This is a genomic window from Streptomyces aquilus, from assembly GCF_003955715.1.
In the GTDB taxonomy this organism is placed as follows: Bacteria; Actinomycetota; Actinomycetes; order Streptomycetales; family Streptomycetaceae; genus Streptomyces; species Streptomyces aquilus.
Genome location: NZ_CP034463.1, coordinates 4,775,297 through 4,801,313, shown reverse-complemented (window position 1 = coordinate 4,801,313; position 26,017 = coordinate 4,775,297). Strand labels below are relative to the sequence as shown.

The following is a 26,017-nucleotide window of genomic DNA, read 5'->3' as shown; positions in this document are numbered from 1 at the left end:
AATTCGGCTTCTTCCGAGACGACTGGAGTAGCAAATGGATGTGCCGCGTCGCGAACTCGCGAAGGGCCTCGAAGTGTCCGCACTCGGGCTCGGCTGCATGGGAATGGCCGAATTCTACGGCGACCGGAACGACCCGGAATCCGTCGCCACGATCCACCGCGCCGTGGAACTCGGCGTCGACTTCATCGACACCGCCGACATGTACGGCGACGGCGTGTCCGAGCAGATCGTCGGCAAGGCGCTGCGCGGCGCCGGCGGCCTGCGGGACAAGGTCGTCCTGGCCACCAAGGGCGGCATGATCCGCACCCCGACCGGCGTGGAGCTCGACGGCTCACCGGCCCACCTGCACAAGGCGATCGACGCGAGCCTGGCCCGCCTCGGCACGGACCACGTCGACCTCTACTACCTGCACCGCATCGACCCGCGCGTGCCCGTCGAGGAGTCGGTGGGCGCGCTGTCGGAGATCGTGCGGTCCGGCAAGGCGCGCTTCATCGGCCTCTCGGAGGCCGGCGCCGAGACCGTCCGCCGGGCCCACGCGGTCCACCCCGTCTCCGTCCTCCAGACCGAGTACTCGCTGGCCAGCCGTGGCGTGGAGGACAAGATCCTGCCCACCTGCCGGGAGCTCGGCATCGGCTTCGTCGCCTGGGGCCCGCTCAGCCGGGGGCTGCTCGGCGGCCAGATCCTCACCGACGAGGACCTGGCCACCGACGACCTGCGCCGCTTCCTGCCGCGCTTCGAGCCGGACAACCTCGCGGTCAACGGCGCGATCGTCGCCCGGCTCGGCGAGATCGCCCTGGAGAAGGGGTGCAGCACCGCCCAGCTGGCCCTGGCCTGGCTGCTCGCCCAGGGCGTCGTCCCCATCCCCGGCAGCCAGACCCGCCGCGACTTCGAGGAGAACACCGCGGCCCTGCACGTCGACCTCACCCCGGCCGACCTCGCCCGCATCGAGACGGTCGCGCCGCCCGGCGCGTTCGCGGGGGAGCGGTTCCCGGCCGGCCTGATGCACCTGGTGGAGGACGAGTGAACGACCCCACCGCCACCCCCTCACGAACCCGGAGGCACTCATGAGCCCCACCTCGTCCGCCCCCGTCGCCCTCGTCACCGGCGCCGCCGGTGGTCTCGGCAGCGCGACGATCAAGAAGCTCTCGGACGCCGGCTGGCAGGTGATCGCCGCCGTACGCACCCCCGAGGCGCTGAGCGCACTGCCCCTCGGTCTCGGCTCGGTCACCCCCGTCGTCCTCGACGTCACCGACCCCGACTCGATCCACGCGGCCGCGACCACCGTGGCCCCCGTCCTCGCCGACCACGGCCTCGACGCGCTGGTCAACAACGCCGGCGTCATCGTGCAGGGCCCCGTGGAACTCGTACCGCCGCACGCGCTGCGCCGCCAGTTCGAGATCAACGTGCTCGGCCAGATCGCCGTCACCCAGGCGTTCCTGCCCGCACTGCGCCGGGCGGGCGGCCGCGTGGTCAACGTCGGCGCGGTCACCGCGCGGACCGCCGTGCCGTTCTTCGGCCCGGTCGCCGCGTCGAAGGCGGCCCTCGCCTCCCTCAACGACACCCTCCGCCTGGAGCTGAAGTTCCTCGGCGTGGACGTCGTCCTCGTCGAACCCGGCGCGCTGGAGACGGAGATCTTCAACAAGGCGGACAAGGCCGCCGCCGACGACGGCTGGGCCGGCGAGACCGAGGCCCGGCAGCGCTATGTGAAGGCCCTCGGCGACGCCCAGGCGGCCGCGGCGAAGCAGAAGGCCACGCCGGTGGAGAAGGCGGCCGGGACGCTGACGAAGGCGATCACCACCCGCCGCCCGGCGACCCGCTACCTCATCGGCCAGGACGCCCGCGCCCTGTCGTTCCTGCGCATCCTGCCGGACCGCTTCCGCGACGGACTGCTCCTGCGCACCCTCGGGCTGAGCCGCGCGAGCTACCCGAAGCCCGCGGAGTCCGCCCACGCCCGCTGACCGGCCGCACGGGCGCCGCATCACCCGCGGGCCTGCGTGCCGCCCTGGGGCGGGGCCCGACGGGAGGGAGGAGGACCGGGCGTGCTGGTGGCTCCGGTCGGGCCGCTCGCGCCCGTGGCACCGGCGGCTCCCGTGGCGTCGACCGCGCCTGTGGCGTCGACCGCGCCTATGGCCCCGATCGCCTCCAGCCCCCCGCACCCGTCGGCGTGGACGACGGACGCCCACCCGGGTTCAGCCCGAACCCCCGCCGCACCACCCCCGTCGGCGCCGAGCCCCCGCGCCCCGCTGATCACCCCCGCACCACACCGCGTCACCACCGGAGGGACCCACCACCATGTTCGAGCGTCTGGCCAGGCTGACCACGGCGCGGCCACGTCTCATCCTGTTCCTGGCGCTGCTCTTCGCCGCGGGCGCCGTCGTCCTCGGCGGCGGGGTGGCCGACCGGCTCCAGGGCGGCGGCACCACCGATCCGGCCGCCGAGTCCTCGCAGGCCGCCCGTCTCCTCGACCGGGAGTTCGCCGCGGGCCGCCCCAATCTGGCGCTCCTCGTGAAGGCGGACGCCGGCGTCGACGACCCGGCGGTGACCGCGGAGGCCAAGCGGCTGACCGAACGGCTGGCCGCCGAGCACGACGTCCAGGGCGTCACCTCGTACTGGCAGGCCAAGTCACCCGCGCTGCGCAGCGAGAACGGCCGCTACGGCCTCGTCGTCGCCCGCGTCACCGGCACCGAGACCGAGGCCGACGACACCCTCAAGGCCCTCGCCCCGCACTACCGCGGCAGCCACGGCCCGGTCGACGTCTCCATCGGCGGCGCCGCCCAGATCCGCGCCGAGGTGCAGGACACCAGCCGGGAGGACCTGGCCCGCGCCGAGGTCATCGCGCTGCCGCTGACCCTGCTCATCCTGGTCCTGGTGTTCCGCAGTGCCGTCGCCGCCCTGCTGCCCGTGATCATCGGCCTGATCGCCATCGTGGGCACCAACGCGAGCCTGCGCGTGATCACCGGCTTCACCGACGTGTCCGTCTTCGCGCTCAACCTGACCACCGCGCTGGGCCTCGGACTCGCCGTGGACTACGGCCTGTTCATCGTCCGCCGCTACCGCGAGGAACTGCACGGCGGCGCCCCGCCCCAGGCCGCCGTACGCACCACGCTCGGCACCGCCGGCCGCACGGTCGCCTTCTCCGCGCTCACCGTCGCCGTGGCGCTCTCGGCGATGCTCCTGTTCCCCATGTACTACCTGCGCTCCTTCGCCTACGCCGGCATCTCTGTGGTCCTCATCGCCGCCGCGGCGGCGCTCGTCGTCCTGCCCGCCCTGCTGCTGGTCCTGGGCCGGCGGATCGACGCGCTCGACCTGACCCGGATCTTCCGGCGCCGTACGGCCGAGGGCACCGCACCGGACGCCTCGGGCCGCCGCTGGCGGCGGATCGGGGAGGCCGTGGTGAAGCGCCCGGTCGTCTTCGCCGTCACCGCGGTCGCGTTCCTCGTCGCGCTCGGCGCCCCCTTCCTCGGCGTGACCTTCGGCAACATCGACGACCGCCAACTGCCCAAGGACGCCGAGGCGCACCAGGTCCACCAGGTGATCCGCGACGGCTTCACGTCCCGCCCCACCGGCGAACTCGACGTGGTGGCACAGGGGGTGGACGGCAGGAGTCGTGCCACGGACATCGCCTCGTACGCGACGACGCTGTCCCGCCTCGACGGGGTCGTACGGGTCAACTCCTCGGCCGGCACGTACGCCGAGGGCCGCCTGGTGCAGCAGCCGGGCCCGGCGAACGCCCGCTACACCACGACCGGCGCCTCCTACCTGGCCGTCGAGCCGTCCCTGGAGGACGTCTCCCCGGAGAGCCAGGACCTGGTCCGCGCCATCCGTGACGTGCCGTCCCCGTTCCCGGTCCTGGTGGGCGGCGGTGCGGCCGAACTCGTCGACACCCAGGACACGTTGGCCGACCGGCTGCCGTACGCGCTGCTCGCGATGGTCGGCGTCACGATGATCCTGCTGTTCCTGATGACGGGCAGCGTGGTGGTCCCGCTGAAGGCGGTGGTCCTCAACGTCCTCAGCCTGTCCGCCACGTTCGGCGCCCTGGTCTGGGTCTTCCAGGACGGCCATCTCAGCGGCCTGCTCGGCGACTTCACGGTCACCGGCTTCATCCCGGCCACCCTGCCCGTGCTGATGTTCTGCGTCGCCTTCGGACTCTCCATGGACTACGAGGTGTTCGTCCTGTCCCGCATCAAGGAGGAGTACGACCGCACCGGCGACACCACCCGCGCCATCGTCTTCGGCCTCCAGCGCAGCGGCGGCGTCGTCACCGCGGCCGCCGCCGTCCTGTCGGTCGTCCTGGTGGCCATCGGCACGTCCCAGATCACCAACATGAAGATGCTCGGCCTGGGACTGGCGCTGGCCGTCCTGATGGACGCGATCGTGGTCCGCGGTGTCCTGGTGCCGTCGGTGATGCAGCTGCTGGGCCGCGCCAACTGGTGGGCGCCCGGCCCGCTGCGGCGCCTGCACGGCCGGTTCGGCATCAGCGAGGGCGGCCCGTCCGAGACCGTGGTGACCGTACCGAGCCCGTCGAAGGCGGGGGAGCGGGTATGACAACGGAACAGACGGAACAGACGGAACAGACGGAACAGACGGAACAGACGGAACAGACAGGCCAGACGGAACAGACGGAGCACTGGACCATCGAGATCGACTCCGCGGTCTGCGTCGGCTCGGGCCTGTGCGCGGGCAGTGCCGCACGGGCCTTCACCCTCGACACCGCCGGCCGCGCGACGGCACCGGAGTCCCCCGTCCCGGCCGGTTCCGACCTCCTCGAAGCCGCCGAGAACTGCCCCGCGGCGGCCATCACGCTCCGCACGGCGGAGGAGGGCAAGGAGATCTTCGCGCCCTGAACCCCCACAGCGACGCGAACCTCCTGCCCGACCCCGATGCCCGGACCGCCCCTGGTCCGGGCATCGGCCATGCCGGCGGCCCGGCACGAGGTGGCTAGACGAGGACCTCGCGCTCCCACTCCGCCCGCGGCTGCGCGTGCAACCGCCAGTACTGCTCGGCGATCTCGTCGGGATCCCAGGCGGTCCCGGGTGCGACCGGGCCGCTCACCGTGACGGTGGCGACGTGCACGCCGGACGGCCCGTACCGCCGGTCCAGCAGATCGACGAGCGAGCGTACGCCAGCTTTCCCCAGCGACAGGCTGACGTACTCCGGCTTCGGCTCGGGCATCCCGCCGGTGACGACGAAGGTGCCCCGGCCGCGCTCGGCCATGCCCGGCGCGGTGTGCGCGGCGGCGGTGAGGGCACCGAGGACGTTGACGGCGTAGGTGTCGAGGTGGGCGCGCAGCGGGAGTTCACCGACGGTGTCGGGGCGGATGACGGCCGCGTTGTAGACGACGACGTCCGGGGCGCCGAGTTCGGCGGCGGCGGTGTCGAGGGCGGCGCGGAGGGCGACCTCGTCGCTGCTGTCGGCGACGAGCGGCAGGGCCCGGACGCCCTCCAGGCTCTCGGCCACGCCGGTCACCGTCTCCTTGCTCCGGGCGACCAGCGCGAGATCGAACCCTTCCCGCGCGAACCGCCGGGCCACCGCGAGCCCGATTCCCGGCCCCGCCCCGATGACCACCGCTGACGTCATGAAAGCCCCCTTGTCCCGATGCCGACCTGACCTCTGCGAAGGTCAACTCGGGCCGGGGGAGGGCTTGTTCCCGGGGATGACTGCCGGGGACGGTGTCGAACCGGGTCAGAGCACGGCGAGCCGGTCGACCAGCAGCTCGACTCTCCGCTCGGTGTCCTCCGGCGGCAGCCGCCGTGTGCGGGTCAGGGTCGCGATGCCGTGCAGGGACGCCCAGAACAGCTCGGTGAACAGCCCCGGTTCGACGCCGTCCCCGGCGACCTCGGCGAGGGTCTCCAGCAGTGCGGCGAAGGCGTCCTTCAGCGGCTCCGGGGTGTCGTCCTGCGCGTAGGGCAGACCGCCGTCGAGCTGGAACAGGGCGTCGTAGACCGCCGGGTTGCGCTCGGCGAAGTCGAGGTAGCCGCGGGCGAGGGCGGTGACCCGGGCCCGCGGCCCGTCCGCGGCGGCGGTCGCGGCCCGCATCGCGACGGCCAGTTCGGTGGCGCCCTGGAGGGCGACGGCGCCGATGATCTCCCGTTTGCCGCGGAAGTGGCTGTAGAGGACGGGCTGGCTGTATTCGATGCGCTCGGCGAGCCGACGGGTGGTGACCGCGTCCCAGCCCTGCTGCTCGGCGAGTTCGCGGGCTGTCGCCACGATGAGGCGCTCACGCTCCGCCCGTTCGCGCTGCTTGCGTTCCTGTACCGACATGATTCGATCCTAGCACCGCTAGACAATCGAGCGGCAGTAGGTCTAGCGTTGCCTCAACAGCTAGCAACGCTAGATTTCAGTAGGGGGTCATCATGCTCAGCACACTCGAGGTCGTCACGGTCGTGGTCGTCGGCGTCATGGTGGGGGTGGAGTTCGCCGTCGCCTTCGTCATGAACCCGATCCTCAACGCCCTCCCCGAGGAGAGCGGCCAGCTCGGTCACGCCCACGGGGGCCGGATGCTCGGCGCGGTGATGCCGGTCTGGTACATCGGCTCGCTGGCCCTGGTGGCGGTCTGGGCCGTCGCCGGCCGCGATCACGACGGCACCGGCCTCGTCATCACCGCCGGCGCACTGCTGCTCCTCAGCGTGATCATGTCGATCCTGCTGCTGGTCCCGATCAACAACCGCAACAAGACATGGACCCCGGAGAACCGCCCCGCCGACTGGAAGCAGCAGCTGAACCGCTGGCTGCGCTGGCACTACGTCCGCGTCGCGGTCATCGTCGCCGCCTTCGCCCTGCTGGCCGCGTCTCTCGTCTGAACAGGGACGACAAGGACGACAAGGCCAACGAGAACAGCAAAGGCAAGGAGAAGCACCATGTCACTGAAGAAGATCAACACCGTCGTGGCCGCCGCCTTCATCCTCTTCATCCTCTGGTTCGGGACGGGGTTCATCCTGGACCCGGAGACGTCGGTGCAGGGCTTCGGCCTGCCGCACCCGGCGTCCGGCGACGGCGGGGGTTTCCTGATCGTGAAGGGAATCCGGGACGTCGTCCTGGCCCTGGTCCTGGCCGTCCTGCTGCTGACGGGCCACCGCCGGGCGCTGGGCTGGGCGCTGCTGGTGGAGTCCCTCGCCGCGTACGGCGACATGACCACCGTGCTGGCCCACCACGGCTCCGTGGCCACCGCGCTCGGCGTCCACTGCCTGACCGCGACCCTCATGGCGGCCAACGGCCTGCTGATCCTGTGGGAGACCCGAAAGGCTCCGGTCGCACCGCCCGCCCTGCGGACCGCCTGACGCCACCGGTGCGCGGGTCAGTCGGTCAGATCCACCCGCACGGTCAACAAGCCCGCCCCCATGGCCCGTACCCCCACACTGTTCACCCGGGGCAGGCCGCGCAGCCGCGCGATCGGGTCGTCGTCGGGCAGCAGATGGGCGACGCCGTGGTGCCAGCGCCCGCGCAGCCGGACCCGCACCCGGGGGTCGGCCTTGATGTTCCGGACGTACTGCGACCGTTCCCCGAACTCCGACACCAGCCAGAACGAGTCCCCGACCCGCCGCCCGCCGAGCGGGGTGCGGCGGGGCAGGCCGGAGGTGCGGCCGGTGGTCTCCAGGAGGGTCTGGGTCGGCAGCCGGCGCATGACGGCGTTGAACGGGCGCTGGAAGGCGGTGACGATCGGATACTTGCGTTCGTTGTGGCGGGGCATGGTTACCAAGTCTCGTGGAGGGGCTGGTGAGGTGTCCGTGCGGGTGGTGACGTGGAACCTGTGGTGGCGGTTCGGTCCGTGGGCCGAGCGTCAGAAGGCGATTCTCGCCGTACTGAGTGAACTACGGCCGGACGTCGTCGGCTTGCAGGAGGTCTGGGCCGACCGCCGCACCGGCGAGAACCTCGCGGAATGGCTGGCCGCCGAGCTGGACCTGCACTGCGCCTGGGCCCCGTCCCCCGCCCCCGAACGCTGGCGGCGCCGCATAGCCGACGACTCGGTGGACATCGGCAACGCGGTCCTGAGCCGCTGGCCGGTGACGGACCGGGCGACCCTGCGCCTCCCGGCGCCACCGGACCTGGACGACGGCAGACAGGCCCTGTACGCCCGCGTCGAACCGCCGGGCGGCGCCCCGATCCCCTTCTTCACCACCCATCTCACCTCCCCCCTCCACGCGTCGGCGGTCCGCGTCCAACAGGTCAGGGCCCTGGCCGAGTTCGTAGCCGAGCGCAGAGCCGGCACCCCCTTCCCGCCCGTCGTCACCGGCGACTTCAACGCCTGGCCCGACTCCGACGAGATCCGCGTCCTCGCCGGCATCCGCACGGCCCCGGCCGTCCCCGGCCAGGTGTTCTTCGACGCGTGGGAGTACGCCGTCCAGGGCACCGCCGGGTCGACCTGGACCCCGGAGAACCCGTACGTCCATCCGGGCCTCGGCCCGGGCGGCCGTATCGACTACATCCACGTGGGAGGCCCGGCGGGCCCGGACGGCGAGGGCACGGTGCGAGGGGTACGGCGGGCCGGGCACGGGCCGGTGGACGGGGTGTGGCCGTCGGACCACGCGGCGGTCGTCGCCGACCTCCACGGCTGAGCCGGCGCCCAGGTCATTGCGTGAAGAGCGACGCCGGATGCCGAGGGTCGGCGCCGCAGACGTACAGCCCCGCGTGCCCGCCCCGCCCGACCGTCATCCCGGTCGGCTCACGCGCCGCCCGCCCCGCCTCGCTCCTCGGGTCCAACCCCCGCTCCTGCAAGGGCCGGAAGCGGTCCTCCGCCGCCATGTCGTACTCGTACGTGTCGAGTTGGAGGAACAGCTCCAGCGGCGCCCGGCACTCCCCGCACTCCATCGACCCCGGCAGATCCGTCACACCCCAGCGCATGCTGCCGCCGAGTTTGCAGCCGGGGATCGTCGAGACGTCGTCGTCCAGCCCGTGTTCCGCCAGCCAGGCCTCGTGGCGGTCCGCGAGACCGGGCGGGAGCTCCTCGTGCCAGGGGTACTCCGTGAGCCGCTCGGGGTGCAGTACGCACGCCCGCGGGACCATGTCCTCGTCCTCGCCGGGGTCCGGCTGGTCGCCGAGCGGATCGGTCACGTCGTCCGCCCGGCGCCAGAAGAGCCGGCACGCCTGCCCCCACCCCTCCGGATGCGGCTGGTCGTGCCAGTCCGTGCACCACAGCAGCTGCACCAGATCGGTACGGTCCGGGAACCGGATCTCCGGGAAGTCCGCCGCCGTCAGCTGGGCCACCGCCACCAGCGGATACGGGCCCGACGGCCGCCCGTTGACGTCCCGGTGCCCGGCGCACACCGGCCAGGGTTCGGCCGCCGGCCACCACAGCGGCCCGCCGAGGTGACTGTCCCGCGCTCCCGGGACGCCCCGGCGCGGGTGCAGCCGTACCGTCGTGCGGGCGTACGGCGCCAACTCCGGGACGTCACGGGCGGGATCGTGGGAGGCGGGGCCGGTGGTGAGGATCATGCCGCGACCCTAGTAGCGCTTCGGTAGGTCCGGCCCCGCCCTCCTCACCGCCCCAGGAAGATCGGGTTCGTCAACGCCGCCAACGCCCCCGGCAGCGGGCCCGCCGCCGTCTCGTGCCGCAACTCCGCCCGCACGTAAGCCGCGTAGGCCGGAGTGGTCCGCCACTCCAGCACCCCCGACCCCGCCACCGGCAACGGCGCGCTCGTGAACAGCACCCCCTGGTCGGTGACGAACCGGACGGTGCAGCGCGGCGCTCCCGTCACCTCCAGCCGTACGGTCACCGGGGTGTCCGCCGCCGCCCTCAACCGGCCGCCGATTCCGGCGTGTTCGCCCTTGGCGCCGACCGCGGTGAAGTCCAGGGTGACCTTCGCGGACTCGGCGATGTACGACCGCCCCGCCCGGATGCCCTCCTGGATCGCCTCCCGGGTCAGGTCGTCGGCCAGGACCACCGTCTGCGGTGAGCCCACCACGTCCGGGTCCCGGTGGGCGTCACTGTTCCCCATCGCCGGAATCCAGTCCCGCCCCTCCCGCGCGGACGCGACCAGCGTGCTGTCCCAGTCGGCCAGCGCCACCTCGTCGTCGGGCGTGTAGGGGCCGTTCCAGACCTCCACCGCGTCCGCCTCGCCGAAGCCGAACCGCCATCCGCACCCCACGCAGGTCGCGTGCGGATGGGCCGGGACGACCAGACCCCCGGCCTGGCGGATGCGGCGGGCGAACCGGCCGAAGCGGTTGTCGCGGGCCCGGTAACGCCAGTCCACGAAGGTGCCGGGGTCGGTGCCGAGCGCGACGACGTGGCCGTTCCTCGTCGTGACCTCCTCGCCCAGCATCACCAGCAGGTCGTCCCCGGCCACGTCCGCCCAATGGGCGTGCGCCGCATGGGTGTTGTGCTCGGAGGTGTTGATGAAGTCCAGCCCCGCGGCCCGCGCCAGCGCGCCGATCTCGGCGGGGGTGCGGCGCCCGTCCGAGTACCAGGAGTGCAGATGGCAGTCACCGCGGTACCAGGCCCGCCCGCGCCCCTTGGCCCGCCCGGGCGGATAGACCGGCTCGACCGCCTCGCCCGGCTCGCCGTACGTCAGCGTGATCGTGATCTCGTACGACAGCCCCTGCGGTGCCACCGTGTACGGGCCGAGCGCGATCGACCAGGTGCCTTCGCGCACCGGCCCCGGGACGTACCCCGGCGTCGCGTCGTCGGCCCGGATGAAGAACTCGGTCCGAGCCCCTCCCGACCAGCCCCGGAAACCCTTGCCGCCCAGCTCGGTGCCCCGCTCGTCGAAGATGCCGATGTCGAGGGCGTTGCCGGGGGTGCCCGCCGGGACGGCCGGGCGGTCGTAGGTGTAGGCGACCTTGATCTCCCGTACGCCGGACGGGACTTCGACCGGCACGTACACGAAATCGGGGGACCCGGTGGGCAGCGTGCCCCGGATCGTCCTCGTCTCCGTCTCGCCGTCCGCCGCAGCAGCGAAGGTCACGCTTCCCAACGTAAGCGCGGCGGCGGCTCCCGTCACGACGAGTGTGCGTCTTCCGATGTGGCGCTCGTCCTCACACATGCGTCCCACTGTCGGGGACGACAGTGAACTCCCGTGGAAGAAAAGGGAATCAGAGGCAGCCGTCATGCGGCGTGAGGCGATGCCGACCAGTCGGTATGGACATATCGCCCTCGGCGCGGTACAGATGCGGCTATGCGTATCTCCGTCACGATCTTCCTCACCGACGAGACCATCACCCCGACCCGGCTCGCCCGTGAGCTGGAGGAGCGGGGGTTCGCGGGCCTGTACCTGCCCGAGCACACCCACATCCCCGCCGAGCGGACCACTCCGTACCCGGCGGGCGGCGACCTGCCCCCCGAGTACGGCCGCACCCTCGACCCCTTCGTCGCCCTCGGCCAGGCGGCGGCGGTCACCGAGACGCTCGGCCTCGGCACCGGCATCACCCTGGTCGCCCAGCATGACCCCATCGGCCTCGCGAAGCAGATCGCGACCCTCGACCACCTCTCCGGCGGCCGCTTCACGCTCGGTCTCGGCTTCGGCTGGAACGTGGAGGAGGCCGCCGACCACGGCGTCGAGTGGCGCACCCGACGCGAACTGGTCCGGGACCGGATGGCACTGATGCGGGCCCTGTGGTCCGAGGAACCGACCGCCTACAAGGGCGAGTTCGGCAGCGTGCGCGCCAGTCACGCCCACCCCAAGCCGGTGCGCGGCCACCTCGGTCCCTGCACGCTCATCGGCGGCGCCGCAGGGCCGAAGCTCTTCGCCCACATCTGCGAGTACGCGGACGGCTGGATGCCGATCGGGGGGCGAGGGCTGACGGAGACGCTGCCGGTACTGAGGGCGGCATGGGCGGAGGCGGGGCGCGAGGAGGCCGGGTTGCAGGTGGTGCCGTACGCGGTCTTCCCGTCTCCCGGCAAGCTCGCGCATTACGCGGAGCTGGGCATCGAGGAGGTGGTGGTGCAGTTGCCGCCGGCGGGGGAGGCGGAGGTGCTGGGGGTCTTGGACGGATATGCCGAGTACTTGTAATCGAGCGAGGGTCGACGTCCCAGGGGCGCGGGGCTGTGTCGATGTGCGGCTCCGCCGCGTGGGCGCGCCCAGCCCCCACGCACCCGCACCCGACAACGCACCACACCGAACCACCCCTGATCACCCCGAACGTATGCTCAAGAGATGACGACTTCCGCCACCGGAACCGGCCCCACCGAAAACTCCCTGCGCCGCGCCCTCAAACGCGCCCGCACCGGCGTGGCCCTCGACGTCACCGAAGCCGCGGTCCTCCTCCAGGCCCGCGGCGAGGCCCTGGACGACCTCACCGCGACCGCGGCCCGCATCCGTGACGCGGGCCTCGCGCAGGCAGGCCGGCCCGGCGTCATCACGTACTCCAAGAGCGTCTTCATCCCCCTGACCCGGCTGTGCCGGGACAAGTGCCACTACTGCACCTTCGTGACCGTCCCCGGCAAGCTCCGCCGCGCCGGCCACGGCATGTTCATGTCCCCGGACGAGGTCCTGGACATCGCCCGCAAGGGCGCGGCCCTCGGCTGCAAGGAAGCCCTCATCACCCTCGGCGACAAGCCCGAGGACCGCTGGCCGGAGGCGCGCGAGTGGCTCGACGCGCACGGCTACGACGACACGATCGCGTACGTCCGCGCGATATCGATCCGCATCCTGGAGGAGACGGGCCTGCTGCCCCACCTCAACCCCGGGGTGATGTCCTGGACGGACTTCCAGCGCCTCAAGCCGGTCGCGCCCAGCATGGGCATGATGCTGGAGACGACCGCCACCCGCCTCTGGTCGGAGCCCGGCGGCCCCCACTACGGCTCCCCGGACAAGGAGCCCGCCGTACGCCTGCGCGTACTGGAGGACGCGGGCCGGTCCTCCGTCCCCTTCACGTCCGGCATCCTCATCGGGATCGGTGAGACGTACGAGGAGCGGGCCGAGTCCCTCTTCGCCCTGCGCAGGATCGCCCGCGCCTACCACGGCGTCCAGGAACTGATCATCCAGAACTTCCGCGCCAAGCCGGACACCGCGATGCGCGGCATGCCGGACGCGGAGCTGGACGAGCTGGTCGCGGCCGTGGCGGTGGCCCGGATCGTCATGGGCCCGGCCGGGAACATCCAGGCCCCGCCGAACCTGGTGGACAGCGAGTACGAGCGGCTCATCGCGGCCGGCATCGACGACTGGGGCGGGGTCAGCCCGCTCACCATCGACCACGTCAACCCCGAGCGCCCCTGGCCGCAGATCGAGGAGCTGGCGGCGAAGTCCGCGGCGGCCGGCTTCGAGCTCCGCGAACGCCTCTGCGTGTACCCGGAGTTCGTCCAGCGCGGCGAACCCTGGCTGGACCCGCGGCTGCTGCCGCACGTACGCGCACTGGCGGACGGGGAGACCGGCCTCGCGCGCGAGGACGCGGTGGTCGAGGGCCACCCGTGGCAGGAGCCGGAGGAGGTCTTCGTCCCGTCCGGCCGCACCGACCTGCACACCACCATCGACACCGAGGGCCGTACGACCGACCGCCGGGACGACTTCGACGTCGTCTACGGCGACTGGGGCGCCCTGCGGGAGGCGGCGGCGCCGGGGATGGTCCCGGAGCGCATCGACACCGACGTACGCCAGGCGCTGGCCACGGCGGCTGACGACCCCACCAAGCTCACGGACGCCGAGGCCCTCGCCCTGCTGCACGCGGACGGCCCGGCCCTGGACGCTCTCACCCGTATCGCGGACGACGTCCGCAAGGCGGCGGTCGGCGACGACGTGACGTACATCGTCACGCGGAACATCAACTTCACCAACGTCTGCTACACCGGCTGCCGCTTCTGCGCCTTCGCCCAGCGCCGCACGGACGCCGACGCCTACACCCTCTCCCTGGACCAGGTCGCCGACCGCGCCCAGCAGGCGTGGGACGTGGGCGCGGTCGAGGTCTGCATGCAGGGTGGCATCCACCCGGACCTGCCCGGCACGGCGTACTTCGACATCGCGAAGGCGGTGAAGGAACGCGTCCCCGGCATGCATGTGCACGCCTTCTCGCCCATGGAGGTCGTGAACGGCGCGACCCGCACCGGCCTGTCCATCCGCGAGTGGCTGACGGCGGCGAAGGAGGCGGGCCTGGACTCCATCCCCGGCACGGCCGCCGAGATCCTCGACGACGAGGTCCGCTGGGTCCTCACCAAGGGCAAGCTGCCGACGGCCACCTGGATCGAGGTGATCACGACGGCCCACGAGGTGGGCATCCCGTCGACCTCGACCATGATGTACGGCCATGTCGACCAGCCCCGCCACTGGCTGGGCCACCTGCGCACCCTGGCCCGCATCCAGCAGCAGACCGGGGGCATCACCGAGTTCGTGACGCTGCCGTTCATCCACACCAACGCCCCGGTCTACCTGGCCGGCATCGCCCGCCCCGGCCCGACGATGCGCGACAACCGGGCGGTGACGGCGATGGCCCGTCTCCTCCTGCACCCGCACATCCCCAACATCCAGACCAGCTGGGTGAAGCTGGGCACGGAGGGCGCGGCGGAGATGTTGAAGTCGGGCGCCAACGACCTCGGCGGCACGCTCATGGAGGAGACCATCTCGCGCATGGCCGGCTCTTCCTACGGCTCCTACAAGTCGGTGCGGGACCTGATCGCGGTGGCGGAGGCGGCGGGCCGCCCGGCGAAGCCCCGCACCACGCTGTACGGCGAGGTCCCGGAGGAACGGCAGAAGGCGGCGGCGGCCTCCGACGGGCACCTGCCGGAGCTGCTGCCGGTGCTGGACTGAGACTGCTGGAATGAGGCTGCCGGACTGAGACTGCTGGAATGAGGCTGCTGGACTGGGACGAAGAGGGCGGGCGCACGGCAGTACGATGATCCGACCCTGTCGGTGAGCTGAGGAGATACGTGCCGTGCCTGCCTCGAAGGTCTGGGTGACCGGTCTGACGGTGGGAGCGATAGCCGTGGTCGCCGCTCTCGCCGTACAGGCGGACAAGGGCGCCAAGCCCGAGGCCACGAGCGTCCGCCCGACCGCGACGGCGTCCGCGTCCCCCTCGGCCGGGGCGAAGAAGCCGGCGGCGACCGCCGTGCCCGACGACTCGGGCACCGGCCGCCGCATCGTCTACTCGCTCGGCGAGAAGCGGGTGTGGCTGGTCGACGCGAGCGACGCGGCCCGCCGCACCTTCGCCGTCTGGCCCGGGACGGTCGCCCCCGACCCGGGGAACTACACGGTCGGGACGCGCTCCGGGGACCCGATCACCGGCTCCGACGGCGTCAAGATCGAGCACGTCGTCTACTTCGCGGCGAAGTCCGGCAAGAACATCGCCTTCTCCAACGCCGTCGACGGCTCCTCCCCGCCCCCGCCCGCCGCGGGCATTCAGACCGGCGGCATCCGCATGAAGAAGGCGGACGGATCGGCACTGTGGACGTTCGGCGAGACGGGCACGACGGTCGTGGTGGTCAACTAGTCTCCTCGGTAGTGCAGTTGGTACTGCGCTTGGGTGCCGGTCTCCGTACGGTGACCGGATGGACAGCTCTGTCGTCTTCAACATCGTGACCACGGCCATCGCGGTCGTCGCCGTGGTGACCTCCGTCGTGTTCAGCGCCCGGCAGACCCGCACCGCGAAGCACGCCAACCACATATCCGTGATGATCGACCTGCTCGCGGAGTTCCGGTCGGTGGAGTTCCACGGGCACCACGACTACGTCACGCTGCGGCTGGGGGCCGAGAACGACCCGGCGGCCGGGGTGCGCGGGTTGCCCGACGAGGCCAGGACCTCTTTCTACAGCGTCGTGTACTACTACCAGTCCTTCGCCAACCTGGCGGTCTTCGGACTGCTCGACGAAACCCTGCTGGTCACGGTCCTGCGCACCCGGATTCTCTCGGTGTGGGAGGCGATCCGGCCGTTCGTGGCCCGCGAGCGGGAGCTACGCGGGCCGGGCGGCGGAAACTATCTGTCGAGCTTCGAGGAACTGGCGAGGCTGGCTGCACAACTGCCGCCGGACCACGTCCGCGAGCGGATCGCCGAGATCCGGCGCAGACGCGAGCGCGGACTGACCTGACTCAGGCGTCCCGCGCCCCGGCGGGCAGCTGCACGACGATCAGCACGACCCCGCTCAGCACGAACACCCGCAGCGCGGCGTCCAGCCCGTTCCAGTCCTCCGACTGCCACATCGAGAACCACTCCCCGCCGATCGCCATGAACCCGGCGCCGAAGAGGAGCAGGACCATGAGCAGGCCGTAGGTGGCGAACCGGCGCCCGCGGAGATCATCCCGCCGGGCGTAGAGCCAGGTGCCGTAGACCAGCACCAGCGCGGCCACCGTCTCCCAGACGATGATCGCGACGTACGCGGCGTCCTGAAGTCCCTTGCTGGTGACGGCCCGCCACATCAGGTCGTCGTCCTTGAAGGTCGTGTCCATCGCGAGGACATGCCGCACGAACTGCTGATTCGTCCCGAAGTCCGTGATGTTCCCGAAGGCCACGAGGGCCATGTAGAGAGCGACGGTGGCGGTGAGGAGGGTTGCGGTGAGGTGGAGTGCGGTGCGTGGGGGTGTGGTGGCCATGGCGATCATCCTTCCCGCCCTGGGCGGCGAGGACCGCATGCCATTGAGCCAGAATCCGGCCACGGGATTGCTTGCAGCGCTACTCGGTGTCCTTGGGGTGGCGAGAGGACGCGTACACCAGATGAACGGTGTGGCGCGCTTCGTCGACGAGGTAACGTACACGGCCTCCCGCTGTCACCTCGTACTCCCACTGCGGGTATTCGCGACCGCCGAGGTTGCCTGTTGACAGACGCCCCCGCAGGCGGTGCTGGCGGTCGGGATCCGCGCGGGACAGAGATCGCTCCGCAGCGCCTCGAAGCAGCGCCGCGTGTTCCCAGGAGCCTCCGCTCCCAGTTCACCCCACCCCTTCGCCGCTTCGTTCGTCGCGAATCGCAAGCGCCACTCCCCGTCGACCGGCGGTGGGGCGACATCGTCGCCTCGCTTGGGGCTCACGGGGCGGTCACCTCGCCGTGGTCCTCGTCGGGGAGCCGGCGGGTGAGCTGTGCGGTGAGCTCGGGATCGGCGAGGACCCGTGCTGTGGCGCGCCATTCGACGACGACGCGGTGGAGGTTGGTGTGGACGTCCAGGAGGGCCGCGTCGAACGTGGCGTCGATGAGCTCCGCCACGAACTCCTTCAGTTCCTCTGCCGAAAGGTGACGTACCCATGGAAAGACCGAGGGGAGTGCGCGCAGTATCGCCTGCTCGCCGGCGTCGCTACGCACGAGGGCGGCGAGGAGCCGGGCGGTGATGTCAGCCGTCTCCTCGCGCTGCTGGTCGTGGCGCGCGGTGGTCAGGTAGAGGTCCTCGCCGTCCCGGCGTGTGATGTGTACGCGCTGAGCCCGGTCGAGTGTCTCGGCGACACGCTTCGAGTTCTTCGAGAGCTCGGAGAAGGCGACCGTGGGAGTGGACATGATCCGAAGGTACTTCGGAATGTATTCCGAAGTCAATCGTGAGGTGCTGACGCGGCACCCGAGCCTCTGCCAGACTTCCCCGCGGACCGGTTACGGGGGTGACGTGGATGGGGGCGACGCGGCCGTCGATGCAGGACCTGATCAAGCAGCGCAGGCGGGCCGTCGGGCGGAGTGACGAGCGGGCCGCCTTCCGTACGAATCTCGACCTTGTGCCGGAAGACGAGCGGCATCGCTTCCTGTTCCATGTGCACGGGAACGCGGGTGTCGGAAAGACCTTCTTGGCTCGCGAACTTGAGCAGCTGGCCCGGGAGAAAGGCGCCCTGACCGCATACATCGACGAGGGTGTCGGCAGCGTGCCGGAAGCCATGGCGGCGATCAGCCGTGAATTCGCTGGACAGGGCCGGAAGTTCAAGGAGCTCGATCGACTCCTCGCTGCTCATCGGGAGCGACGGCACGAGGCCGAGATGCTGGCATCACCTGAACCCTGACGTGCCTCAACGTGCCGATCTCAAACAGGTGTTCGAGCTGGCGTCGCAGGACCATTCTGCCTCCGATGGGCCGCCTTAACGTCACCTCTTCCTGGACGAAGGTGAGCAGCGGCGCGGGCAGCCGCTCGAAGATCCGCTGGCGTGCCATACGTGCGGAGACCTGGTGCTCGATCTCGTCCTCGGAGTAAGCGGGCTGCCTGATCGTGAACAACGCCCGTGTGTACTCGGGTGTTTGGAGCAGGCCGTGCATGTTGTGGTTGCCGTAGGCCCCGAGCTCGACGGCCTCGTCCTCCAGCTTCGCAAGATCCCGCACCTTCTTCGGGTAACGGGCCTCCTCCACGTCCTTCTTCATCGCGGAGATCCTGCCGCCCGCGCCAAGCACCTCATCGGCCCTGTCGAGAGAAATCCGGCTTGGAGCTCCGCCGCCCCCGCTCCACCGACGAGACCATCTCCCCGCCGTACCCGATCGCTTCGCCGAGTTCGGGCTGCGTCAGCCCGGCGGCCTCCCGCCACATCTTGATCTGCCGCCCGACCGCCTTGAGTACCGCGGCTGCCTCCTCATCCTCCATACCACTCCTCCCCCTGAGTACGAGCCGTACGGCTACGCCCCGCACCCGGACAGTTCCACTCCGTACCGAAGTCGCTGGCCGCGTCGCCGGGCGGGACTTCCGGCTGAGACTGAAGCTGTACGCCGATGCCGGCACCCTTCGCATCGAGGTGACCGACGCCCGGGGCGACCGCGTCCCGCAGCTCCACGACCCGGTGGCGGGTGACGCGGAATCTGGCCGGGGGCTGCGCATCGTCGAGGCGTACGCGGAGCGTTGGGGCGTGGAGGAGGCGCCGGCGGGCGGGAAGACGGTGTGGGCCGAGGTGGTACCGGATCGTGGGGGCACGTGACTCGGTGGGGCGCGACGCAAAAGACCAAAGAACCGGGGCAAGAATCAAACCCGCCCCCACCACCCCCGTCGATCACCCGCGGGAGTGAACATCCCCAACTCGGCTGGCGCGGCGCGGGAGTTGTGGTGCAGCGTCTGCCTCACACAACCGCACACATGCATCGGCCCCCGCCGGGACGGCAATCCCAGTGCGAGGGCCTGATCACCGAGAAGAGAGCGTCTTCCCGATGACTTCCCAGCAGCCTAGCGCGCCCGCGCGCGCCAAGTCCGGCGCTTTCACCCGTGGTGTCGAGCACGTCAACGAACCCCACACCGACAACTTCGTCGTGGTCGGGAACCACCTGGCCCAGCACCCCGAGCTGTCCCTGATGGCCATCGGCCTGGCGGTTCACATCCAGTCGCTTCCCGCTGGTGCGCCCGTGGGCATCAAGGCGCTGGCGGCGAAGTTCCCCGAGGGCGAGATCAGGATCGCCGCGGCACTGCGGGAGCTGGAAGAGCACGGGTACCTGGCACGACCCAAGGAGCGTCTTCAATCGGGCCGATGCGTGACCCGGACGGTGTCGTACAACAAGCCGAGGACGGCGGTGCTCCACGCAGCGGCAGAGCCGGAGCCGGAGCCGCAACCCTCGAAGCCCCTGCAGTCCCCGCAGCCCCCGGCCGCCTCCCGCCTCCTCGCCGAGCTGCGCACGTACGACTCCCGCCTCCTCCTCACTGAACGGGACGTGCGACGCCTGACCCCGGCGGTCGACACCTGGCTGGAACGCGGAGTCCCGGTCACCGCCGTACAGCGAACCCTGACGAGCGACCTCCCCACCACCCCGATCAAGCACCCGGCGGCTCTCCTGGCCCACCGCCTCAGGGAGCTGCTGCCTCCACCGCTCCCCGCCCCTGGACCTGTCCCGGCCCCAGCCTGCCGCCCGGACCCCCTGCAGGACTGCGACGGCTGCGACCGCGTCTTCCGGTCACCGGAACCGGGACGGTGCCGGGACTGCCGTACGGCGACGACCGCGGCGTAGTGAACAACCGACCACCCAAGCCCAATAACGACCACTCCGGGCACACCCCACATACTGTTCCGCCCCATGAACTGACCGTTCCCGGTCGATTACAGTGCTGAGCTGTCGTGCGTCCGGGCGGTGCCGTTGAGGAGGGCTTGGTGGGTGTGACAGCCGGGGCCGTCTGGGGGCGGGCCGAACAGCAGGACTTCCGCAGCCGGGTGCGCGGCACGCTGCTCGGGGCCGCCGTCGGGGACGCGCTCGGGGCGCCCGTCGACCGGCTCGACCTCGCCGCCATCCAGGAGACCCACGGCGCCGAAGGCGTCGTCGACCTCGCGCCCGCGTACGGGCGGCGCGGTGCCGTCTCGCACCTCACCCAGCTCACCCTCTTCTCCGTCGACGGGCTCATACGCGCCCAGGTCCGCCGCGACACCGGCGCCTGGCATCCGCCGACCGACCTGCACCGCGCCTACCTGCGGTGGGCCGCCACCCAACGGGACTGGGGACCCGACGAGCGGCGCAAGGACGACGGCTGGCTGGCGAGGGAGGAGTGGCTCTACGCCCGGCGTGATCCCACCCGCGCGCTGCTCATCGGGCTCGGCGACGACACCATGGGCACCCTCGACGCCCCCAAGAGCCCCGGCGAGGCCGGGCCCGAGGCGGCCGCCCGCTCCGCGCCCTTCGGACTGCTCGTCGGCTGGGAGCCGCAGCTCGTCGTGCAGCTCGCCGTGGAGTGCGCGGCACAGACCCACGGGCATCCCGTCGCCTACCTCGCGGCGGGCGCGTACGCCGCGATCGTGCACGGGCTCGCCCGCGGCGAGAGTCTGGACGCCGCGGTCCAGCAGACCCTCGCCCTCGTCGCCGTCCGGCCCGGACACCAGCCGGTGGCAGATGCGTTGCAGCACGCACTGGGTGCCGTACGGCAGGGGATGCCGACCCCTGCGCGGGTCGGGGAGCTCATCGGGGCCGGCACTGCCGAGGGGCTGCTGGCCGCCGCCGTCTACTGCGCCCTGGTGAGTGAGGACGTACGGCACGGCCTCTGCCTCGCCGTCAACCACGACGGCCCCTCCGCCGCGGCCGGCGCCCTCACCGGCGGCCTGCTGGGCGCCCTGAACGGCGAAACGGCCCTCCCGCCGGCCTGGCTGGCCGAGCTGGAGGGCCGTCCCACGTTGCTGGAACTCGCCGACGACTTCGCGATGGAGATGACCCAGGGCCCGGCCCTGCACGGCCCGGCGGGGGCGTCGCCGGGCTGGCTGGCGCGCTATCCGCGGGGCTGAGCGCAGTCGGGTTCGTCGTGGGTCGGGGCCGCGCCCCCTGTCATACGCCGGGGACTGCAACGCCCTAAGGGGCGCGGGGAACTGCGCGACCAGTCCCCACGGACCCGCACCCGCCGGCGGCCCCCGGGTCACGCCTCCGTAGGCACCGGCTCAGCCCGCGCGGCGACCCCGTCCCCATCGGTGTTGATCTTCTCGATGATCGCCAGCCGTTCCGGAGTGTCCTCCGGCTTGAGGAAGCCGATCAGGATGTAGAGCACCAGGGAGACCGCCAGCGGCACCGACACCTGGTACTGGAGCGGGACTCCGCCGTCCACGTTCCAGTTGATCGGGTAGTTGACCAGCCAGAAGGCCAGCAGCCCCATCGACCAGCTGGTGAGCGCCGCCGTCGGGCCCGAGCGGCGGAACGGGCGGAGCAGGCCCAGCATCATCGGGATGGCCATCGGGCCCATCAGACCGGCGACCCACTTGATGACGACGGTGATGATGTCCTTGAAGGTGGGGGAGTTGACCTGCGTCGCCGCCGCCATGGAGAGGCCGAGGAAGACGACCGTCGTGATCCGGGCCACCCGCAGGCCCTGACCCTCGCTCCACGCCCGCGCCCGCCGCCACACCACCGGCGCGCAGTCCCGCGTGAACACCGCCGCGATCGCGTTGGCGTCGGAGGAGCACATCGCCATGGTGTGGGAGAAGAAGCCGACGATGACGAGGCCCAACAGGCCGTGGGGGAGGAGCTGTTCGGTCATCAGGCCGTACGCGTCCGAACCGTCCGGCTTCTGCGACGTCACCAGCAGCGGCGACAGCCACATCGGGATGAACAGGACCACCGGCCAGACCAGCCACAGCGCCGCCGACAGCCGCGCCGACCGCTCCGCCTCGTACGCGCTGCCCGTGGCCATGTACCGCTGGGCCTGGTTGAGCATGCCGCCGTTGTACTCGAAGAGCTTGATGAAGAGGAAGGCAAGGAGGAAGACCGTGCCGTACGGGCCGACCAGCGGCTCTCCGTGGCCCTTCAGCTGCGGCTCGTCCCAGGCGCCCCAGAAGCCGATGCCCTTGTCGTTCAGCTCCAGGACCACCGCGATCAGCATGGCCACACCGGCCAGCAACTGGATGACGAACTGGCCGAGTTCGGTCAGCGCGTCCGCCCACAGGCCGCCGATCGTGCAGTAGACGGCGGTGATACAGCCGGTGATGAGGATGCCCTGGTTGAGGGAGATGCCCGTGAAGACCGACAACAGGGTGGCGATCGCGGCCCACTTCGCGCCCACGTCCACGATCTTCAGCAGCATGCCGGACCAGGCCAGCGCCTGCTGGGTTTTGAGGTCGTAGCGGTTCTTCAGGTATTCGAGGGGGGAGGCCACGTGGAGGCGGGAGCGCAGGCGGTTGATGCGCGGCGCGAAGAGCTTGGAGCCGATCGCGATGCCGAGGGCGATGGGGAAGGACCAGGTGACGAAGGAGGTGACGCCGTAGGTGTACGCGATGCCCGCGTACCCGGTGAACATCACCGCGCTGTAGCCCGACATGTGGTGCGAGATGCCGGAGAGCCACCAGGGCATCTTGCCGCCGGCCGTGAAGAAGTCGCTGACGTTGTCCACGCGCTTGTGCGACCACACGCCGATCGCCACCATCACGCCGAAGTAGCCGATGAGCACGGCCCAGTCGAGACCGTTCATGTGCGCCCTCCCAGGGTTCGACCCGGCGCTCATCGTGGGCGCTCCCGCGTGAACACGACAAGCGGGCGTAAGGTCAAAGGGAGGTAAATTCATTCGGCATATTGGTCCTCGTTCACCTACATGAACGTCATCGCATCAGCTCCCCGGCGTTGACCAGCAACGACTGTCCCGTGATGGATCGCGCCCGGTCCGACGCCAGGAACACCGCCGCGTCCGCCACATCCCCGTCCGTGGCGAGATCGGGCAACGCCATCCGCTCGGTGAGCCGCTTGAGCACCTCGGGCTCCCCGACCCCCTCGGTGTGCGCGGTGAACTGGACGTACGCCTGCACCGGCGGCCCCCACATCCAGCCCGGCAGCACCGTGTTCACGCGGATGCGGTACGGCCCGAGCTCCCGCGCCAGCGAGTACATCGCGCTCGTCAGCGCCCCCTTCGACGCCGCGTACGCCGCCTGCCGCACCTGTGAGGGCGCCGCGACCGAGGACTGCGTCCCGATGAACACCACCGAGCCCCCGCACCGCTTCAGCGCCGGCAGGCAGACCCGCGTCATCCGTAGCGACCCCAGCAGGTTCACGTCGATCACCGACTGCCAGGTGGTGAAGTCCGCGTCCTCCAGGCCGCCGAAGTAGCTGTCCCAGGCGGCCACATGGACCACCGCGTCGATCCGCCCGAACCGTTCCCCGGCCAACTCCGCGAGCGCCGCGCACTGTTGCTCGTCGGTGATGTCGGTGGCGCGATACGCGGTGTGCGCCCCGTCCGGATCGATCTCGGCGGCCGACTTCGCCAGGTTCGCCTCCGTACGCGCCCCGAGCACGGCGTTCCCGCCGTCCCGTACGACCGCGGCGGCGACCTGATGTCCGAGCCCGGCCCCGACGCCCGACACCACGACGGTCTTCCCTGAGAGCAGTGATGACATCGATGACCCTCCCGGCGGCTCTGGCGCATTATCTGACGGGGCGTCAGAGTAAGGGCGACCGCAGGAAAGGGGAACCGCATGAGCGACGACACCCGCAGCGAGACGTACGCCGAACTGGCCGCCGTAGGACCGTACGGAGTCCGCCCCGGCCACGCCCTGATCACCATGGTCGAACCGCACCCGGGCCACGAGTACGCCTACAACCGCTGGTACGAGGACGACCACTACTACGCCGGCGCGATGGCGATGCCCTGGATGTACGCCGGGCGGCGCTGGGTCGCCACCCGGGACCTCCAACTCCTGCGCTACCCGGAGAAGTCGGCGGTCGCCCAGCCGGTCACCGCCGGGTGCTACATCTCGACGTACTGGATCACGGACGGCCGCTACGCCGACCACATGAAGTGGACCGTCGGCATCAACAAGCGCCTGAACCGGGACGCTCGGGTCTATCAGGACCGGACGCATGTCTTCACCGCGTTCCAGGACCACGAGGCGACGGTCTACCGGGACGGGGCGGCCGGCCCGCGCGACTTCCACGCCCTCGACCACCCCTACGCGGGCCTGGTGGTGGAGGTCATCGACGCCGAATCGCCCGAGCGGCGGGCGGAGTTGCTGGAGTGGCTGCGCTCCCGGCAGCTGCCGAAGCGGATCGCGGGCTCACCGGCCGCGATGGTGACCGTGTTCCGCCCGACGCCGCTGCCCGGCGACCGCATGACGTACGTGAAGCAGGTCGAGGGCGTCGACACCCGGCTGACCCTGCTGTGGTTCCTGGAGGCGGACCCGCGGGACTGCTGGGAGGCGCACTTCACGGGCCTGGACGGGCCGGTGGCGGAGGCGGGCCTGGGGCGGGTGGAGCTGGTCGCGCCGTTCATACCGACGGTGCCGGGAACGGACACGTACGTCGACCGACTGCGGTGACCCTGAATCCGGGCCCGTGTCCGGGCACAAGCCGAGCCCCCTCGGCAAGGACGGCGAGCTGGACGAGAGGGCTCTTGGACGGTGCTTGTGAAGTTGTGTTGGAACCGATCACTCGATCGCTCGACCTGCTTACGCCTTGACCGAGCCGACGAAGGCGGTCCACGCGTCCGCGGGGAAGGCCAGGGTGGGGCCGTCCGTGACCTTCGAGTCCCGGACGGCCATCGCCGCGAGGACCGGGGACTTGATCTCGACGCACGCGCCATTGCCCTGGGAGTAGGAGGACTTGACCCACTCGTCCGTGACGCCCTGCTTGATTGCCATGTTCGCTCCGATTAGCCAGTTGCTGAGTTGCTGTCACCGTGGTGTGCGTTTGTCTCCGTCTGCACGACACGGTTTGCGCCAACGTTGTTGCCTCGATGGCGTGATCGACGCTACTCGCCAACATCGGAGTACGGGGAAGGTATTCACCCGCCCGGGTGGCATATTCCAGTGGGGTCTTCCATCACGGCCCGACTTAGGTGTACCTTTCGGCGCCCGCCTTACAGAGTGGCCCGTTGTGCGGTCAGCGGGCGTACTCTTTGGCCACCTTCGAGATGAAGTCCCGGCTTTGGTCCGCGTTGAGGGCCTGTGCCCGCAAATGCTCGTACATCACGCTGTACTTCTGCACGTCCTGCGCCTTCTCCAGGTACAGGTCGCTGGTGACGCCCTCGATGTAGACCACGCTGGAGTCGGCCGCGTCCGGGAACTCCAGGATCGCGTACTGCCCGCTGACCCCGGGATGCGCGCCCATCGTGAACGGGATCAACTGCACGGTCACGTGCGGCAGCTGGGACATCTCGATCAGATGCTCCAGCTGCTCGATCATCACCTGCTTGTTCCCGACCTCGCGGCGCAGGGTCGCCTCGTCGAGAACCGCCCACAGACGCAGCGGGTTGTCGGCGGCAGAGATACGTTCCTGTCGGCGCAGGCGCACCTGGACGCGCTTGTCGATATCGGTCGGCGTCGCCTCGGGAAGCGCCCCGGAGATGAGGGACTCGGCGTAGGTACGGGTCTGCAACAGGCCGGGGACGACCTGCGGGTCGTACACCCGCAGACTCGCGGCATCCGTCTCCAACCCGATGTAGACGGAGTACGGGATGTCCCCGAAGGAATGCCACCACCCTTGCTGGCGGCTGTCCTTGGCCATTTGCATGAGGGAGTCGACGATCCGGTGGTCCTCGACCTCGTACACCCCGCACAGGTCGCGGACGTCGCGCTGGCTGATGCTGCGCCGCCCGTTCTCCAGGCGGCTGATCTTCGACTGCGACACCAGCAGCCGTTCGGCGACCTCTTCGGCGGTCATGCCCTTGAGCTCGCGGAGCCGGCGCAGTTCCTGGCCCAGCCGGCGCCGCCTGACGGTGGGATTGACATTGGTCGCCACGAGAACGTGCACCTCCGGCTGCGTGCCTTCGAAAATTGCCACTTTGCGTATCTGCTGTTGAGCAGACTGCCACCAAGGTGCTTTCTACCGCTGGGAAACCGT

26 protein-coding genes and 2 pseudogenes are annotated in these 26,017 nt (G+C 70.8%); 16 read left to right on the top strand and 12 right to left on the bottom strand.

Features of this window, described 5'->3' with window-relative positions; translation table 11 throughout:
• Nucleotides 1-34 precede the first annotated feature (34 nt).
• The 4 genes from EJC51_RS22060 (at nt 35) to EJC51_RS22040 (ending at nt 4,844) form a co-directional block, all read left to right on the top strand.
• Nucleotides 35-1,024: an aldo/keto reductase gene (locus EJC51_RS22060; protein ID WP_208870731.1), complete on the top strand. Its 990-nt coding sequence runs from the start codon at nt 35-37 to the stop codon at nt 1,022-1,024.
• Between the two features lie 40 nt (nt 1,025-1,064).
• The gene (locus EJC51_RS22055; protein WP_126272675.1) at nt 1,065-1,958 is read left to right on the top strand and encodes an SDR family NAD(P)-dependent oxidoreductase; all 894 of its coding nucleotides are present in this window, start codon (nt 1,065-1,067) and stop codon (nt 1,956-1,958) included.
• 334 nt (nt 1,959-2,292) lie between these two features.
• A complete protein-coding gene (locus tag EJC51_RS22045; RefSeq protein WP_126272674.1) occupies nt 2,293-4,545 on the top strand; it encodes an MMPL family transporter in 2,253 nt (750 codons plus the stop codon).
• Nucleotides 4,542-4,844 (top strand): ferredoxin, encoded by a 303-nt coding sequence (locus EJC51_RS22040; protein ID WP_126272673.1) that lies wholly within the window; start codon nt 4,542-4,544, stop codon nt 4,842-4,844. Before EJC51_RS22045 ends, EJC51_RS22040 begins: the two co-directional genes overlap by 4 nt.
• A gap of 94 nt (nt 4,845-4,938) precedes the next feature.
• On the opposite strand, the gene EJC51_RS22035 is transcribed toward EJC51_RS22040, so the two are convergent.
• Both EJC51_RS22035 and EJC51_RS22030 read right to left on the bottom strand, forming a co-directional pair.
• Nucleotides 4,939-5,577 carry an SDR family NAD(P)-dependent oxidoreductase gene (locus EJC51_RS22035; RefSeq protein ID WP_126272672.1) on the bottom strand — a complete coding sequence of 213 codons (639 nt, stop codon included), beginning with the start codon at nt 5,575-5,577 and terminating at the stop codon, nt 4,939-4,941.
• A gap of 105 nt (nt 5,578-5,682) precedes the next feature.
• On the bottom strand, nt 5,683-6,261 hold the full coding sequence (locus EJC51_RS22030; RefSeq protein ID WP_126272671.1) for a TetR/AcrR family transcriptional regulator: 579 nt from the start codon (nt 6,259-6,261) through the stop codon (nt 5,683-5,685).
• Nucleotides 6,262-6,353: 92 nt separating this feature from the next.
• Here EJC51_RS22030 and EJC51_RS22025 point away from each other — a divergent pair, with 92 nt between their 5' ends.
• Both EJC51_RS22025 and EJC51_RS22020 read left to right on the top strand, forming a co-directional pair.
• A complete protein-coding gene (locus tag EJC51_RS22025) occupies nt 6,354-6,800 on the top strand; it encodes an anthrone oxygenase family protein (protein ID WP_126272670.1) in 447 nt (148 codons plus the stop codon).
• A 57-nt stretch (nt 6,801-6,857) separates the two neighbouring features.
• Complete coding sequence (locus tag EJC51_RS22020; protein ID WP_126272669.1) at nt 6,858-7,277, top strand: DUF4267 domain-containing protein; 420 nt, start codon at nt 6,858-6,860, stop codon at nt 7,275-7,277.
• Nucleotides 7,278-7,294: 17 nt separating this feature from the next.
• On the opposite strand, the gene EJC51_RS22015 is transcribed toward EJC51_RS22020, so the two are convergent.
• The gene (locus EJC51_RS22015; protein ID WP_126272668.1) at nt 7,295-7,687 is read right to left on the bottom strand and encodes a nitroreductase/quinone reductase family protein; all 393 of its coding nucleotides are present in this window, start codon (nt 7,685-7,687) and stop codon (nt 7,295-7,297) included.
• Nucleotides 7,688-7,724: 37 nt separating this feature from the next.
• On the opposite strand from EJC51_RS22015, the gene EJC51_RS22010 reads away from it, so the two are divergent.
• Nucleotides 7,725-8,552, top strand: a complete 828-nt coding sequence (locus EJC51_RS22010) for an endonuclease/exonuclease/phosphatase family protein (protein WP_208870831.1) — start codon at nt 7,725-7,727, stop codon at nt 8,550-8,552.
• A gap of 13 nt (nt 8,553-8,565) precedes the next feature.
• Here the strand turns inward: EJC51_RS22010 and EJC51_RS22005 are convergent, their stop codons facing one another.
• Complete coding sequence (locus EJC51_RS22005; RefSeq protein ID WP_126272666.1) at nt 8,566-9,429, bottom strand: hypothetical protein; 864 nt, start codon at nt 9,427-9,429, stop codon at nt 8,566-8,568.
• Between the two features lie 44 nt (nt 9,430-9,473).
• On the bottom strand, nt 9,474-10,976 hold the full coding sequence (locus EJC51_RS22000) for a CehA/McbA family metallohydrolase (RefSeq protein WP_126272665.1): 1,503 nt from the start codon (nt 10,974-10,976) through the stop codon (nt 9,474-9,476).
• 132 nt (nt 10,977-11,108) lie between these two features.
• On the opposite strand from EJC51_RS22000, the gene EJC51_RS21995 reads away from it, so the two are divergent.
• The 4 genes from EJC51_RS21995 to EJC51_RS21980 all read left to right on the top strand — a co-directional run bounded on the left by EJC51_RS21995 (nt 11,109) and on the right by EJC51_RS21980 (nt 15,943).
• A complete protein-coding gene (locus EJC51_RS21995) occupies nt 11,109-11,942 on the top strand; it encodes an LLM class F420-dependent oxidoreductase (RefSeq protein ID WP_126272664.1) in 834 nt (277 codons plus the stop codon).
• Between the two features lie 144 nt (nt 11,943-12,086).
• Complete coding sequence (locus tag EJC51_RS21990) at nt 12,087-14,669, top strand: bifunctional FO biosynthesis protein CofGH (RefSeq protein ID WP_126272663.1); 2,583 nt, start codon at nt 12,087-12,089, stop codon at nt 14,667-14,669.
• Between the two features lie 115 nt (nt 14,670-14,784).
• Nucleotides 14,785-15,348, top strand: a complete 564-nt coding sequence (locus EJC51_RS21985; protein WP_126272662.1) for a hypothetical protein — start codon at nt 14,785-14,787, stop codon at nt 15,346-15,348.
• Nucleotides 15,349-15,406: 58 nt separating this feature from the next.
• Nucleotides 15,407-15,943, top strand: coding sequence for a DUF4760 domain-containing protein (locus tag EJC51_RS21980; protein ID WP_126272661.1), 537 nt, complete (start codon nt 15,407-15,409; stop codon nt 15,941-15,943).
• A 1-nt stretch (nt 15,944) separates the two neighbouring features.
• Here EJC51_RS21980 and EJC51_RS21975 read toward each other — a convergent pair whose 3' ends face one another.
• Entirely contained in the window at nt 15,945-16,445 is a 501-nt protein-coding gene (locus tag EJC51_RS21975) for a DUF2165 domain-containing protein (RefSeq protein ID WP_126272660.1), read from the bottom strand.
• Between the two features lie 428 nt (nt 16,446-16,873).
• Entirely contained in the window at nt 16,874-17,335 is a 462-nt protein-coding gene (locus EJC51_RS21965) for a prevent-host-death family protein (protein ID WP_126272659.1), read from the bottom strand.
• A gap of 107 nt (nt 17,336-17,442) precedes the next feature.
• Here EJC51_RS21965 and EJC51_RS21960 point away from each other — a divergent pair.
• Nucleotides 17,443-17,808, top strand: a pseudogene (locus EJC51_RS21960) (BREX system ATP-binding domain-containing protein); the annotation flags it as partial.
• Here EJC51_RS21960 and EJC51_RS21955 read toward each other — a convergent pair.
• Nucleotides 17,795-18,392, bottom strand: a pseudogene (locus tag EJC51_RS21955) (helix-turn-helix domain-containing protein); the annotation flags it as partial. The pseudogenes EJC51_RS21960 and EJC51_RS21955 sit on opposite strands and share 14 nt — an antisense overlap.
• A gap of 148 nt (nt 18,393-18,540) precedes the next feature.
• Here EJC51_RS21955 and EJC51_RS21950 point away from each other — a divergent pair.
• The 3 genes from EJC51_RS21950 to EJC51_RS21940 all read left to right on the top strand — a co-directional run bounded on the left by EJC51_RS21950 (nt 18,541) and on the right by EJC51_RS21940 (nt 20,991).
• On the top strand, nt 18,541-18,720 hold the full coding sequence (locus tag EJC51_RS21950) for an ATP-binding protein (RefSeq protein WP_399582445.1): 180 nt from the start codon (nt 18,541-18,543) through the stop codon (nt 18,718-18,720).
• A 226-nt stretch (nt 18,721-18,946) separates the two neighbouring features.
• Nucleotides 18,947-19,735: a helix-turn-helix domain-containing protein gene (locus EJC51_RS21945; RefSeq protein ID WP_126272658.1), complete on the top strand. Its 789-nt coding sequence runs from the start codon at nt 18,947-18,949 to the stop codon at nt 19,733-19,735.
• Between the two features lie 140 nt (nt 19,736-19,875).
• Nucleotides 19,876-20,991, top strand: coding sequence for an ADP-ribosylglycohydrolase family protein (locus EJC51_RS21940; protein ID WP_126272657.1), 1,116 nt, complete (start codon nt 19,876-19,878; stop codon nt 20,989-20,991).
• A 128-nt stretch (nt 20,992-21,119) separates the two neighbouring features.
• On the opposite strand, the gene EJC51_RS21935 is transcribed toward EJC51_RS21940, so the two are convergent.
• Nucleotides 21,120-22,661 (bottom strand): sodium:solute symporter family protein, encoded by a 1,542-nt coding sequence (locus EJC51_RS21935; RefSeq protein ID WP_126272656.1) that lies wholly within the window; start codon nt 22,659-22,661, stop codon nt 21,120-21,122.
• Between the two features lie 127 nt (nt 22,662-22,788).
• Complete coding sequence (locus EJC51_RS21930) at nt 22,789-23,577, bottom strand: SDR family oxidoreductase (protein ID WP_126272655.1); 789 nt, start codon at nt 23,575-23,577, stop codon at nt 22,789-22,791.
• A 78-nt stretch (nt 23,578-23,655) separates the two neighbouring features.
• On the opposite strand from EJC51_RS21930, the gene EJC51_RS21925 reads away from it, so the two are divergent.
• Entirely contained in the window at nt 23,656-24,495 is an 840-nt protein-coding gene (locus EJC51_RS21925) for a hypothetical protein (protein WP_126272654.1), read from the top strand.
• A gap of 129 nt (nt 24,496-24,624) precedes the next feature.
• Here the strand turns inward: EJC51_RS21925 and EJC51_RS21920 are convergent, their stop codons facing one another.
• Nucleotides 24,625-24,816, bottom strand: a complete 192-nt coding sequence (locus tag EJC51_RS21920) for a DUF397 domain-containing protein (RefSeq protein ID WP_059196003.1) — start codon at nt 24,814-24,816, stop codon at nt 24,625-24,627.
• 241 nt (nt 24,817-25,057) lie between these two features.
• Nucleotides 25,058-25,915: a helix-turn-helix domain-containing protein gene (locus tag EJC51_RS21915; RefSeq protein ID WP_079310908.1), complete on the bottom strand. Its 858-nt coding sequence runs from the start codon at nt 25,913-25,915 to the stop codon at nt 25,058-25,060.
• Nucleotides 25,916-26,017 lie beyond the last annotated feature (102 nt).

Coding starts and splice junctions, on each gene's coding strand:
- EJC51_RS22060 (WP_208870731.1), top strand. CDS start 35: ATGGATGTGCCGCGTCGCGAACTCGCGAAGGGCCTCGAAGTGTCCGCA.
- EJC51_RS22055 (WP_126272675.1), top strand. CDS start 1,065: ATGAGCCCCACCTCGTCCGCCCCCGTCGCCCTCGTCACCGGCGCCGCC.
- EJC51_RS22045 (WP_126272674.1), top strand. CDS start 2,293: ATGTTCGAGCGTCTGGCCAGGCTGACCACGGCGCGGCCACGTCTCATC.
- EJC51_RS22040 (WP_126272673.1), top strand. CDS start 4,542: ATGACAACGGAACAGACGGAACAGACGGAACAGACGGAACAGACGGAA.
- EJC51_RS22035 (WP_126272672.1), bottom strand. CDS start 5,577: ATGACGTCAGCGGTGGTCATCGGGGCGGGGCCGGGAATCGGGCTCGCG.
- EJC51_RS22030 (WP_126272671.1), bottom strand. CDS start 6,261: ATGTCGGTACAGGAACGCAAGCAGCGCGAACGGGCGGAGCGTGAGCGC.
- EJC51_RS22025 (WP_126272670.1), top strand. CDS start 6,354: ATGCTCAGCACACTCGAGGTCGTCACGGTCGTGGTCGTCGGCGTCATG.
- EJC51_RS22020 (WP_126272669.1), top strand. CDS start 6,858: ATGTCACTGAAGAAGATCAACACCGTCGTGGCCGCCGCCTTCATCCTC.
- EJC51_RS22015 (WP_126272668.1), bottom strand. CDS start 7,687: ATGCCCCGCCACAACGAACGCAAGTATCCGATCGTCACCGCCTTCCAG.
- EJC51_RS22005 (WP_126272666.1), bottom strand. CDS start 9,429: ATGATCCTCACCACCGGCCCCGCCTCCCACGATCCCGCCCGTGACGTC.
- EJC51_RS22000 (WP_126272665.1), bottom strand. CDS start 10,976: ATGTGTGAGGACGAGCGCCACATCGGAAGACGCACACTCGTCGTGACG.
- EJC51_RS21995 (WP_126272664.1), top strand. CDS start 11,109: ATGCGTATCTCCGTCACGATCTTCCTCACCGACGAGACCATCACCCCG.
- EJC51_RS21990 (WP_126272663.1), top strand. CDS start 12,087: ATGACGACTTCCGCCACCGGAACCGGCCCCACCGAAAACTCCCTGCGC.
- EJC51_RS21980 (WP_126272661.1), top strand. CDS start 15,407: ATGGACAGCTCTGTCGTCTTCAACATCGTGACCACGGCCATCGCGGTC.
- EJC51_RS21975 (WP_126272660.1), bottom strand. CDS start 16,445: ATGGCCACCACACCCCCACGCACCGCACTCCACCTCACCGCAACCCTC.
- EJC51_RS21965 (WP_126272659.1), bottom strand. CDS start 17,335: ATGTCCACTCCCACGGTCGCCTTCTCCGAGCTCTCGAAGAACTCGAAG.
- EJC51_RS21945 (WP_126272658.1), top strand. CDS start 18,947: ATGACTTCCCAGCAGCCTAGCGCGCCCGCGCGCGCCAAGTCCGGCGCT.
- EJC51_RS21935 (WP_126272656.1), bottom strand. CDS start 22,661: ATGAACGGTCTCGACTGGGCCGTGCTCATCGGCTACTTCGGCGTGATG.
- EJC51_RS21930 (WP_126272655.1), bottom strand. CDS start 23,577: ATGTCATCACTGCTCTCAGGGAAGACCGTCGTGGTGTCGGGCGTCGGG.
- EJC51_RS21925 (WP_126272654.1), top strand. CDS start 23,656: ATGAGCGACGACACCCGCAGCGAGACGTACGCCGAACTGGCCGCCGTA.
- EJC51_RS21920 (WP_059196003.1), bottom strand. CDS start 24,816: ATGGCAATCAAGCAGGGCGTCACGGACGAGTGGGTCAAGTCCTCCTAC.